Annotated in this window: 9 protein-coding genes; 3 read left to right on the plus strand and 6 right to left on the minus strand. The window is 49.2% G+C overall.

Annotated elements, in window-relative coordinates; translation table 11 throughout:
* Nucleotides 1-35 precede the first annotated feature (35 nt).
* Both B7992_RS08480 and thiL read right to left on the minus strand, forming a co-directional pair.
* Entirely contained in the window at nt 36-1,970 is a 1,935-nt protein-coding gene (locus tag B7992_RS08480) for a GspE/PulE family protein (protein WP_249269280.1), read from the minus strand.
* Nucleotides 1,967-2,962 (minus strand): thiamine-phosphate kinase, encoded by a 996-nt coding sequence (gene thiL / locus B7992_RS08485; protein WP_254917659.1) that lies wholly within the window; start codon nt 2,960-2,962, stop codon nt 1,967-1,969. The genes B7992_RS08480 and thiL overlap by 4 nt, the downstream gene beginning before the upstream one ends.
* A 282-nt stretch (nt 2,963-3,244) precedes the next feature.
* Between thiL and B7992_RS08490 the strand changes: the two genes are divergently transcribed.
* On the plus strand, nt 3,245-3,637 hold the full coding sequence (locus B7992_RS08490; protein ID WP_101479365.1) for a hypothetical protein: 393 nt from the start codon (nt 3,245-3,247) through the stop codon (nt 3,635-3,637).
* Between the two features lie 39 nt (nt 3,638-3,676).
* Complete coding sequence (locus tag B7992_RS08495; RefSeq protein WP_249269281.1) at nt 3,677-4,687, plus strand: hypothetical protein; 1,011 nt, start codon at nt 3,677-3,679, stop codon at nt 4,685-4,687.
* Between the two features lie 148 nt (nt 4,688-4,835).
* Here B7992_RS08495 and efp read toward each other — a convergent pair whose 3' ends face one another.
* The gene (gene efp / locus B7992_RS08500) at nt 4,836-5,420 is read right to left on the minus strand and encodes an elongation factor P (protein WP_073161365.1); all 585 of its coding nucleotides are present in this window, start codon (nt 5,418-5,420) and stop codon (nt 4,836-4,838) included.
* Nucleotides 5,421-5,464: 44 nt separating this feature from the next.
* Here efp and B7992_RS08505 point away from each other — a divergent pair, with 44 nt between their 5' ends.
* Nucleotides 5,465-6,439: a KamA family radical SAM protein gene (locus tag B7992_RS08505; RefSeq protein ID WP_088666046.1), complete on the plus strand. Its 975-nt coding sequence runs from the start codon at nt 5,465-5,467 to the stop codon at nt 6,437-6,439.
* A 7-nt stretch (nt 6,440-6,446) separates the two neighbouring features.
* On the opposite strand, the gene B7992_RS08510 is transcribed toward B7992_RS08505, so the two are convergent.
* From B7992_RS08510 to B7992_RS08520, 3 genes are read right to left on the minus strand one after another with little or no spacing between them, the layout of a single operon-like run.
* Nucleotides 6,447-8,327: an FISUMP domain-containing protein gene (locus B7992_RS08510; RefSeq protein ID WP_088666047.1), complete on the minus strand. Its 1,881-nt coding sequence runs from the start codon at nt 8,325-8,327 to the stop codon at nt 6,447-6,449.
* Nucleotides 8,328-8,358: 31 nt separating this feature from the next.
* A complete protein-coding gene (locus B7992_RS08515; protein ID WP_176421893.1) occupies nt 8,359-9,489 on the minus strand; it encodes a fibrobacter succinogenes major paralogous domain-containing protein in 1,131 nt (376 codons plus the stop codon).
* Nucleotides 9,490-9,518: 29 nt separating this feature from the next.
* The gene (locus B7992_RS08520) at nt 9,519-11,780 is read right to left on the minus strand and encodes an FISUMP domain-containing protein (protein WP_073235065.1); all 2,262 of its coding nucleotides are present in this window, start codon (nt 11,778-11,780) and stop codon (nt 9,519-9,521) included.
* Nucleotides 11,781-11,905 lie beyond the last annotated feature (125 nt).

Below are 11,905 nucleotides of genomic sequence, written 5' to 3' on the forward strand. Positions count from 1 at the left end.
CGACATCTAAGTTTTGCAATACATCTACGGAACTATTAATCGTCGGCAGTAGATGCACCCAGAGCCTGTTCCAGAGTTGTAATACCCTGCAGAGCCTTGGAAATACCATCCATACGAAGCGTAATCATTCCGCATTCCTGCATAGCGGCGCGCTTAATCACGTCACCGGAAGAACGTTTGATGATCAAGTTACGAACAGATTCGTTAGGCACCAGGAATTCATAGATACCCGCACGACCCTTGTAACCAGAACCGTCGCACTTATCGCAACCCTTACCATGATAGAACTGCATATCCGGAGACAAGTGCAATTCTTCGCGGAGGGATTCGGAAATTTCATATGGTTCCTTACAGAACTTACAGATACGACGCACAAGTCGCTGAGCCAACACGCCCTTGATAGCGGTAGACACAAGGAAGGGTTCCAGTCCCATTTCCAGCAAACGGGGGAATGCACCAGCAGCATCGTTTGTATGCAACGTACTAAAGACCAAGTGACCCGTCAATGCGGCTTCGATAGCCATTGAAGAAGTTTCCTGGTCACGCATTTCACCGATCATGATCACGTCAGGGTCCTGACGGAGCAAGGCACGAATGCCCGCGGCAAACGTAAACCCGGCCGCATTGTTGATCTGCCCCTGGTTGACGCCGTCGATATTCAATTCCACAGGGTCTTCCATGGTAGAAATGTTAATAGTACTATCAAGAATTTCACCAATAGATGCGTAAAGCGTAGTAGACTTACCGGAACCCGTAGGACCAGTAACAAGCACAATGCCGTTAGGAGCGTTAATAGCGTCGATAAACTGCTTGAGCACGCGAGGATCGAAGCCCATATCCTTCAGCGGGAACTGACCGGAGTTGGGGTTCAAGATACGCATAACGATCTTTTCGCAGACACCGCGCTTACGGAGAGAGATGGGGAATGAAGACACACGAAGGTCAACTTCAGAACCCTTGTATCGCACCGTAAAACGACCATCCAAGGGTCTACGCTTTTCAGCAATATCCATCTTGGAAAGCAGCTTGATACGGGACAAAATCTGCGGCATCAGACGAGCCGGAATAGGAGACATGACCTGCAGGTCACCGTCAATACGATAGCGGAGCTTCAGGAAGGTTTCCTGAGGTTCCAGGTGAATATCGGAAGCCTTACGGGCAATAGCTTCGTGAATCAAGGTGGTCACGATCTTAACGACCTGGCGACCTTCTTCGTCACTCAGTTCTTCTTCCTGGTTGCCCTGACCGCGTTCCACGGTCTCAAGTTCTTCACCATCCTTGGAATCACCGATAAGGTCTGCCAAAGATTCTTCGGTGCCGCCACCATGGCCAGCATAGACTCGTTCGATGGCCTTCTGCACATCGGCATCGGAAGCCATCACCACGTCCACGTCCATCTTCACCTTGAACTTGATGATGCTGATGGTACGCATGTTGGTGGGGTCCGTCATAGCAAGTGTCAGGATGCTATGGGCCTGACCCATTCCGTCTTCACCCTTCTGCATGTACAAAGGACATACCTTGTACTGCTTACACATATCTTCAGGCAGGTAAGTGTAGGCCTCGGAGTCAATGCTAAACGTATCCAGCTTTACGTAAGGAACTTCGAACTGCCTAGAAAGAATTTCAATAAGACGTTCTTCGGGCATAAAGCCCAGATCCACCAAGGTACGACCTAGACGCTTACCTGTGGTCTTCTGAGTTTCTAGAGCCTTGTTCAACTGTTCATCGGTGATATAACCTTGAGCGATCAGCATTTCACCAATACGCATCTTGGTGGAAGACTGCATCTGCACACCCAAAATGCTCGTTAGCGTATCTTCGCTAACCATGCCCAGTCGAACAAGAATCTTACTGAGCATAAGGCCAGTGCGTTTGTGTTCCGCCATGGCATGGGCCAACTGATCTTCGTCAAGCACACCTTGACGCAGCAACAGCTGACCCACATTCATTTTAGTACCATTTATCATAAATGCGACCAAGCCTGCGGTTTAACAGGCATTTTAGCTCCATTCTTGCAAAGCATGCAGACATTGTCATTCCCGGACCATTCACGGGCAACACCAATCCTGTAGACCTTGCCTAATCCATCATTATATCCATTAAATATACTTATTGGGCTGGAATTGGCAAACAACAACTGGTATTCTTCCCCTCCATTCAGGACTAAATCCAGAGGGTTCACACCATAACAATCAGCCATTTTCACCACTTCAGGATCAATTGGCAGGGAAAGTTCGTCAATTTCAATAGACACCCTGGAAGCCAATGCCAGGTGATTCAATTCCGAAGAAAGCCCATCGCTAATATCCATACAGGCACAAGACGCACCGTTCAGTAGACCTACCAACTCAGCCCCCGCCCTCTCGCAAATACGGGGAGCCAGATGATACTCCACCAGGGATCGGAATTTTTCGCGGTCTTCCGGATGATTCATCAAAAGCCAGAGCCCCGCAGCAGATTTGCCCAGAGTTCCGTTTACATACAAGTTATCTCCAGGCTGTACCGCCGAGCGTAGAAGAGGTTTACTTCCGGCCAATTCGCCGAGAAGAGTTGTGGAGAACACCCCCTCTTCGCCAGAAACGGTATCACCCCCGATCAAGGTTATTCCACGTTTGGCAAAACCCTCGGCCAGGGCGACACGCACTCTAGTCTTGATTTCGTCAGACCAATGACGATTCAGGCAAAGCCCCAGCAAGGCGATACGGGGACGCCCGCCCATGGCGGAAATATCCGAAACATTTGAAACGATATGCTTTTCTACAGCCTGTTCCGGCGTCGACCAATCAAGACGGAAATGGGTATTTTCAACGGAAAGGTCCTTGGTAGCAAGCCATCCGTCAAAAATGGCGGCATCATCCCCCACCCCGAGCCAAGTACGGCTACCGGGAGAACGTTCCTCCAGGGGGGCGGCATCCTTCAAAAGAGCGTCAATAAAACGAAATTCACCAAGATCGAGCATAGCAATTAACAATGAAGAGTGAATAGCTTAAAGGTTAAAGAGCGATGAGCTGCGAGCAATGTGTATTGAGTTAAGGTAAGGCGCCTTTGGCGCGATTATCTAGCTCACGGCTCATTGCTCACCGCTGAAGGGAGCCGCAGGCTCCGCCCTCATACCTGATTCCAATAACAATGTAGTTTTTACGGAGGAAAATCGCCAATTTCGGAACAATTTGCTTTATCTTTTTTTACATTTTAGCCAATGGGTCACATTTTTTTCATTTCACCGTCTTCACCAGGCAGCTTGGATAAGCTGAGCCAATGGACATTCCGTTGGCTGCTGGAGCACGATGAACTGTCCGAAGATGCTACCCTTTACACCTGCAATACCATCGAAGATGCCACGAACCTTCTGGAATCGGCTCTGATTATTGGCGAATCCCCGGCCCTCATCGTGTTGGACCATGCCGACCGCCCCAAGGCCGAAAACCTGATTTTCAGCAAGAAACTTCACGACGGCATCCCCGAATCCTGGATTGTGGAACTGGTCCCCGACTCCATGCCCCTCCCCGACAAGGATTGCGAAGAAAACGGTTTCTACTGGATCCGCAAGCCGGTCAGCGAAGAAGAATGGCACAAGACACTGGAGTTAGTCCTGGTCCGTAACGGATCCCCCCAATGGGCCAGTAACAATTAGATTTTTTCATCCGACTTAAAAAGTCAGACCTTAAAGAAAATGATGGAAGTAAAAGTAAAAGGCGTAAGCTACTTTGGCGTGCGCTCCCCTAAGCATGTTCTTGCCGACATGGCCGACATCAAGGCCGCAGGATTCAACGCAGTACTCCACACCTGGAGTGAAGAAGACCAGCAGTATTATTACGGCACCATGAAGGAAATCGTAGACAGTTCCGCCAACCTCGGACTGAAGGTCTACGTGAACCCCTGGGGAATCGGCCGCGTGTTTGGCGGAGAAGCCTATTCGGAATTGACCGCCCGCGACCACAGTATGTGCCAGGTTGCTCTAGACGGGAAACCCAAGGTTGCAGCCTGTCCCAGCAATCCCAAGTTCAGGGAATACATGCACAAGTGGATTGAAACCGTTTGCAACACCGCCGTAGACACCATCTTCTGGGATGAGCCCCACTTCTACTTCGAAAAGGGCGGTCTCAGCAACTGGAGTTGCCGCTGCCCCGTCTGCTGCGCCAAGTTCCGCCAACGTTTCGGCTACGATATGCCCGCCGCCCCCTTTGATGAAATGCAGCAGGATCAAGCCCGAGACGTCCTTCAGTTCCGCGAAGACAGCCTTATTGACTTCCTGAAGGAAATGACAGAAGACGTTCACGCCCGCGGCAAGCGCAACTGCGTCTGCATGCTGCCCCCCTGGTTCCCTGCAGGCCTTGATGACTGGAGCAAGGTGGCCCGACTGGAATCCGTAGACGAAGTGGCCAGCGACCCTTACTGGGAAAAGGGAGCTACCGAGGAATGGGTCCGCGAAAAATACGCCGAAACCGCCCGCAAGTTGACCGACGTCGCCAAGCAATTCGGCAAAGACGTGCAGATGTGGATCAAGGCCTATCAAATCGAAGCAGGCCGTGAAAACGACCTCGCCATCGCCGTCGAAGAAAGCCGCAAGGCCGCCATCGACAACATCTTCGCCTGGAGCTATCGCGGAACAGAAACCCTAAGCTGGCTGAAATCCGACAATCCGGATGCCGTAGCCAAAGCATTCCGCACCGCATTGAAATAACCTCTCAAGCCCCACCACATAAATTACTGTGAACGGAAAAAGCCCCCGGCAAAACGCCGATGGGCTTTTTTTCTCAAGATCCAGTCTGAAAGTACGCTCTCCTTACCTGACGAAGTGCCAAGTTATCGGAGGTTACCATCCCGATGAATTACTTGGCACGTTCCAAATAAGAACCGTCGCGGGTATCCACGCGGATCTTGGTGTTGTTTTCGATGAACAGCGGAATCATGACCTTAGCGCCAGTTTCAACGGTGCATTCACGGAGAACGTTACCGCTGGTGTTGCCCTGGACAGCCGGAGGAGCGTCGATGATCATGAGGTCAACGAAGGTCGGCGGAATAACTTCGACGGGGATAGTAGCCAGAGACTTCGGGTCCTTCCACCAGGTCACTTCAACGGTAGCACCGTCGAGGAGCCAAATTTCGCAGCCGCCCATGCTTTCCTTACGGATTTCCATGGTTTCCTGAGTGTCGTTGTCCAGGAAGAACCAGGTTTCGCCATCGTTGTAGAGATAAGTCATTTCGGTGAAGGTCACATCTGCTTCTTCAACAGTGTCACCGCTCTTCCAGGTACGTTCGAGAGTACGGCCGTTAACCAGGTTCTTGATACGAACGCGGTTGAAAGCCTGGCCCTTACCCGGCTTCACGAACTGGTTTTCAATGATTTCGTACGGCTGATCGTCGACGATGATTTTGAGCTTCTTGCGGAATTCGTTGGTGCTTACAGTACCCATATTATCCTCTTTTTGTGTTTTATGTTTCTAAATTTAGTAATATAATGGAACACCCCGCTTTTGTATTCACACAAATTTCTGACTTTTTGGACTATTTAGGCCCGGATTTTGCGACTTTGATTGCAAATACGCCCTATCTGGCCAACTTGGACCACGCCCCCTCGTTCCCTTTCTGCTGTTCCAGGCATTACGCAGACCTGATCAAGAACGCCAAGGAACCGGCGGCCCTATTGCGGGAAGTGCTCCCCACGAAAGAAGAATATGCCGACATTCCCGGCTTCGTCATGGACCCAGTCGGCGACTTGGACGCAGGCAAGAGCGAATGCGTCATCCAGAAATACGACCGCAGAGCCCTTATCGTAACGACCGCCACTTGTGGTGTCCGCTGCAGGTTCTGCTTCCGCAGGAACTACCCCTTCCAAAGTTCTCCGAATATTGCAGCCGAGGTCGGCTCCTGGCTGGACACACACACCGATATCTGGGAAGTGATTTTGTCTGGAGGCGACCCGCTGACTTTATCGCCCGCAAAATTGCAGAGCCTCATTGAAGCCATTAGCGACCATGGTTCCGTGACCACACTTCGCATCCACAGCCGTCTGCCCGTAATGCGCCCCGACCTGGTGCAGCAGCACTTCGAATTCCTGCGAGACCTCCCCGCCCGATTTGACTGCATGCTGGTAAGCCATGTGGACCATCCCGACGAACTGGACGAAAGTAGCATGGAAATTTTCGGTCAGCTGAGATACAGCGGTTGGACGCTGCTGAACCAGAGCGTTCTTCTGAAGGGCGTAAACGACAACGCGGACACCCTGACCAAGCTTTCACGTAAGCTCTTTGAGCAGGGCGTCCTCCCCTACTACCTGCACCAGCTGGACCACGCCAAGGGCGTTGCCCACTACGAAGTCAGCGACGAAAAGGCAAAGGCCCTTATCGAAGAAATTCGCACCAAGCTTCCTGGCTATCTGGTGCCTCGCCTGGTTCGCGAAATCGCCGGCGAAAAAAGCAAGACGCCGGTGTAACTCAAAGCTACTCCTTAATGCAACGGACGGGAATACCGAAGCCACGTTCCTTATCAGTAATGGAATAGGAGCCGCCCCACTGGGTAATGTTGCTAAACAAGAAGGTATAGTTGCCAACAAGGCCGTTATACCTGTCGCTTAACCACATGTGGAATCGGTGGGTATAGTCCGCGTAAACGCCGGTCTCATAGAAACGTCCGTTGTCGTAGCCACGAAGGCCGCCCGGCAGCATAGTAAGTCCGGTAGCATTGTTTCCTTCAAATGCGTTTTCGTTGGGCAGATCCCACAGATCCGTCTTTGCCATGAAAATTTCTACACCGGCTTCTTGATTCTTCATGTACTCAATAAGTTTGTTTACATCACTTTGGCTAGGTACACGGTAACCTTCAGGGCAGATGGGGTCGTCTGTAGCAATGGCGTTGCCGCCATAGTAACGACCATACTCGTTGCAATCGCCGAATTCGTCTAGTTCATCGTTAAAGCACCAGGAACTACCGATGGTAGCCTCATAGCGCAGGTTTTCGGCCATCCACAGCTGATCGCCCACATAGACAGTCTTGTAATAATGGCTATCACGTTCGTCAAAGATGCAGCCGTATTCCACATCCGGATTCAAGTATTCCCAGTTGCTGTTGTAGCCAGAGTCGTTACAGCCTTCGGCTACTTCGAGAACCGGCGTGGCATTGCCAGATGACGAGGACGGAACTGTGTTGGGAGAGAGTTCGCCCTTTACGCAACGGACATAGGCGCCAGTGTATTTATGACCGTTATCTTTATAAAAATAGATGTGGTTGTCGTGAATGTACCAAAGCCAGGCATATTCGTAGAGGGATGATGATCCAGATACATCGTATTCTGTAGAACTTATAAAAGTCACCTCGGAGCCGACACTTCTGTAGAAACCTTTGTAATCGTAGGCTCCGCCGTACTGGTTCTGGAAATAGGTCAGGTATTCCGGATTTGCCTTGATGAATTCATTCAGTTGCATCCATTCCTCATGGCTTGGCAAGTGTGAACCTTCGGGGCAAATTCCCTGGTGAGGTTCCTTAGTCTCACCGTACTTCTTTCTGTCGTAGGAAATGTCAATGTCCATGGCCATGGACCATGTATAAATGCGACCATATTTTTCGCAATTTTCCGGCTTGTCATTGTAGCAGGAACTTCCTTCCACATCTACATCGAGATTCCTAGTCATCCATTCCTGGTTACCAATCTTCACAAATTCGCCTACTGCAGGCTGGCTGCTGCTGGAGACCTTTTCGATAGAGGAACTGGATCCTTCAACTCCGGCACTGCCGTTCAGAACACTGGAGGAGGATACATCCTTAGAAGAGCTGGATTCCACGTTCCCGGAAGAGCTAGATGACTCCACCTTTTCCTCGGGCTTGATTTCTCGATAGAGAGTCTTTTCAGCATTTTCCTTGCAAAGGCAGTCATCCAAAGTCCACTGGCGACCCTTGGCAATAAGCGGTTCCATGTCACCATCGGTACCCAGCTTATAGCTGCAACCATCCATCTCCACCCAGATATGCATATACCTCTGTTCTGTAATGACCTCGATATCGAAGCGGTTCTTTGCAGAATTATAATCCGCAGAGGTGCACCTTGCATAGAAAGCAAGCTGGTAGCTCATGTATTCCGAAATGCTTTCGCAAACCTGCTTGCTAATGAATTCGTTTCCTGATAAGGTTTCTGCCCAGGTATCGTTTTCCGTCGTACCGAACTTTTCATAGCAACGCTGGGCAATTTCTTCTTCGCTCGGGCCGGAATCACTGGAAATTCCTGATTCCGCAGAAGAGCTGGAGTCACCGCCACAAGCAACCAATGCAGACGAGGCAAAAGAAACCACGCCAGCAGTCATCAAACTTTTCCAAAAACCAAACTTCATAATAAAACCTCTAGATAAAGATTATGCAGAACTAGTTATCCTGAAGGCAGCGGACAGAATAGTACAGATTTTCGGAGACACTGCTCATCCCAACGCCACCCATGCTATGCAAGAAATAGACCATCACGTTATAGCCATCAGCATCAACGGAGGATGTCCAAAGATGGGAGTCATACTTGATTGTCGATCCGTAGACTCCAGTTGACGTAGCAAAACTAGCAGGCAATATTGAGAAATTGTACTCATCTATTCCAGCGTACTTTTCAAAGTTTTCCTGTAGAACCCAGTTGCTTCTAGATTTCAGCTTGATGCCAGCAACATTGGTTCCGCCCACATATTCAAAAAGAACCTTCCATTCATCAAGAGAAGGAAGATGCCAGCCTGTGGGGCACGCCGTCATGGCCTTGTCCCTTTGATACAGGCGACCGTAGACATCGCATTGTATATAATCGTCGGAATGGCATCGGGAGCTTCCTACAGGACCTGCATATTGCAGATTCTGGGCAAACCAGGTCTGATTGCCGATTTTTACAATCCTATACACATGGTTGTCACGAGGATCCTTGAAAAAAGCGGATTCTTCGCTCTTGACACTTGATGAAGATTCCTCTTTCTGTTCACTGGAAGAGGACACATCGTCCTTGACTTCCGGGTTGTCCTCCACATCCTGGGAGCTAGACAAAGGTTCATCTTTCTGGCTACTCGAAGAAGTATCTTCCTTTTGGCTGCTTGAAGAAGCATCATCCTTCATTTGGCTGGACGAGGACTTTTCCTCATCTTGACTTGACGAAGATCCACCCTCATCCTGGCTAGACGAAGAATCATCCTTGTCTACGCTTGATGAGGATTTTCCATTTTCAGAACTTGACGATTGTTCATCCTTCTGAACGCTGGAAGAAGATTCCTCGACAGAACCGATTTCATCGAGAGGGGACCATTTTCCAGAATAGCAGACATACTCTCTATTCTCGTTCTTGACAAAGATGATGGTTCCTTTTCGGTCGTCCTTGCATTTTCCCAGTTCATACACTGAGCCGACCTCGGTAACAGTTTCCTGATCCCCAGGCAAGTCCATTGTGGAATTTGAAGACGTGGAATCACCACAGGCGTAAAATACAGCGCCTGCAATAGAGATTAAACTAGCAATACCGAACTTATTCATTGCAATCATCCTTTAAAAACTTAATTCTATTAATCTATTATACAACGAATGGAGTAGCCTCTGTCTTTGTCGTTGTATTGGGCGTCGTGATAATCAAAGGTACTACTGCCGTACTCAAGGAACCAGTAGACAGCACCCGTGGCCTTTTTGCCCTCTGAAGCAGACCAGTAGTTGGCATAGTAACTGGCATCGTCAAAAACATACCGGCTGAATTGCCCATCCGGATCCCTATGAGAACCGTAGTAGGCTCCAGTGGGAATTGCAGAGAATCCATACGGATCTCGGGGCGTAATAAAGGGACTTTTCAAATCATGCCAGCCAAGCACGGACTTCAGCTGTCCGGAGCCATCATTAAAGTCAACCTTTCCACCCCCTTCCATCATAACCACGTACTCTCTAAGAATGCTAAACTCGCCTGTATTGGGAATATGCCAACCCGCGGGGCACAGCCCCTGATGCGGAATCTTGATAACACCCGCTGCCGATGCGGAATTGGAATTGTACTTGGGATCAAGGTTCATGGCTGCAGCCCAGGTATAGAACCTGCCGCCCACTTCACAATTTTCTTCAACATCCTCATAGCACCAGGTGCTTTTCTGCAAATTAGCATTGTTCTTGTCATAGTAATTCAGGTTTTCCGCCATCCAAGTCTGGGTTCCAATCTTTACGGTCTTGTAAGTCTTTCCGTCGCGAGAATCCTTCAATGTCCCGTAGCTCTTGCTGGGATTGAAATAGTTACTCTTTGGGTAGTCGTAAACTCTAGCCAACCTCCAGTTTCCGTCGCCGGGGCAATACCAATCCAGATTTCCATTAGTGGTACCCTCGTGCACAATGGTTCCCTTGTTCTTAACGGCACATGCGAAACCTAGGCGTTTTTCGGTGGAAGTAGGCTTACGCCACTTGCCATCGGCACAAACGTATTCCTGACCTAAATTCTTACTATAGGGATTCTTGATTTTAACCTTTTCGCCGTCCCTATTTTCAGAGCAGACGCCAATGTCATACACAATGCCCGCAAACTGGTAGATATACTTTTCGAAGTTCGGAACGCGGGGGCCCACTTCAAGCAATTTTTCGCGGATTTTACTAAAGGACCTAGTGGTATCCATAGCCCAGTCTGCCACAGCGATTCTTGCTGCAGAATCGTTCCATACGCCATCATCTTCAAAATCGGTGGTCAAGGAAGCGAGTCGGCTAGAAAAATCAGCATCGCTTAAATCACCCTGCAGAAGAATCGATGCAGCAAGTAGCTTGGCATCATCTTCGGTACTGCCGAAAATATTCAAGTCTTCAAATGCATGGTTATTGACAGTCCAGTGGAAGGAGTTCATCACTTCCTTTTCTGCTGCGGACTTTGCTGCAGGCACATTCTTGTACTTGCCGCTTTCAGCAAACAGGTTTACAATTCGCTTATGAGTCAGATGACCCAGGATGTTCACATTGGCGGATTTGCGTTCATTCAAGTCTACCATAGACTTCAAGGTAAGCTGGCCCGTAGAAGTCTTGCCTGTATTCTCGTTGTAGTAGAAACCGCTGACCTGCATCAACGCATATTGACTCCTCAAGGTCACCTTAGAGGAAGTATATTCACCCTGATCGGTAGTCACTTCCCATTCAAAGGAAGTTCCCGTAAGATCCAGCACTTCGTCCAATTCAGACAGTTTCACAACGGAACCTGCCGTAAAGGGACCCTTCTGGGCAACACCGGTAAAGGTCTGCTTAGAAACAGCCACATCGGCCACGACCTCGTTCTGCCCGCGGACACTGGAACTGGACTCAACCACACTGCTGGAGTTTACCACAGAACTGCTGGACGAGCCCGGAGTTTCAGAAGCTTCATCCTTCGAAGAGGAGGATACTTCCTTGGAGTCGGAGGATTTGTCTACAGACGTATTTTCATCCTTGGATGCAGAAGACAAGTCGTCCTTGGAATCGGAAGACTTATCCGTCGAGGAAACGTCGTTCTTTGAATCAGAGGATTCATCTTTGGACGTAGAAGAATCATCCTTGGAGTTGGAGGATATGTCCTTGGAATCGGAGGATTCCGGAGTTCCAAGATTTTTCCAGTTGTTTCCATCACACAGATAATCCGAATCGTTTTCTTCAACAAAGATGATTTCACCTTTTCTTTCTGAAGAACACTTTCCCAAGTCGTAGATAGTCTCAACCGAGGTCTCGGAAGTTACCTTGTCACCAGAGTTCGATCCAGTGGAAGAATCTTCTCCGCATGCGCCCAGGAAAAGGGAGGTGCAAACGGAGGCTGCAAGGACGGACAACTTAATTTTATTCATACCAGCATCCCGCTAAAAATTTTTACTTCAGGCGAAACAACGCCCATATCAACATTTATTACAAATGTAGGTTATTCCCTTTTTATCCTCAACACACAACAAGTCTAAAACAGCCAAATAAACAG

Origin of the sequence: Fibrobacter sp. UWH1, assembly GCF_002210365.1 — a bacterium.
Taxonomy (GTDB): Bacteria; Fibrobacterota; Fibrobacteria; order Fibrobacterales; family Fibrobacteraceae; genus Fibrobacter.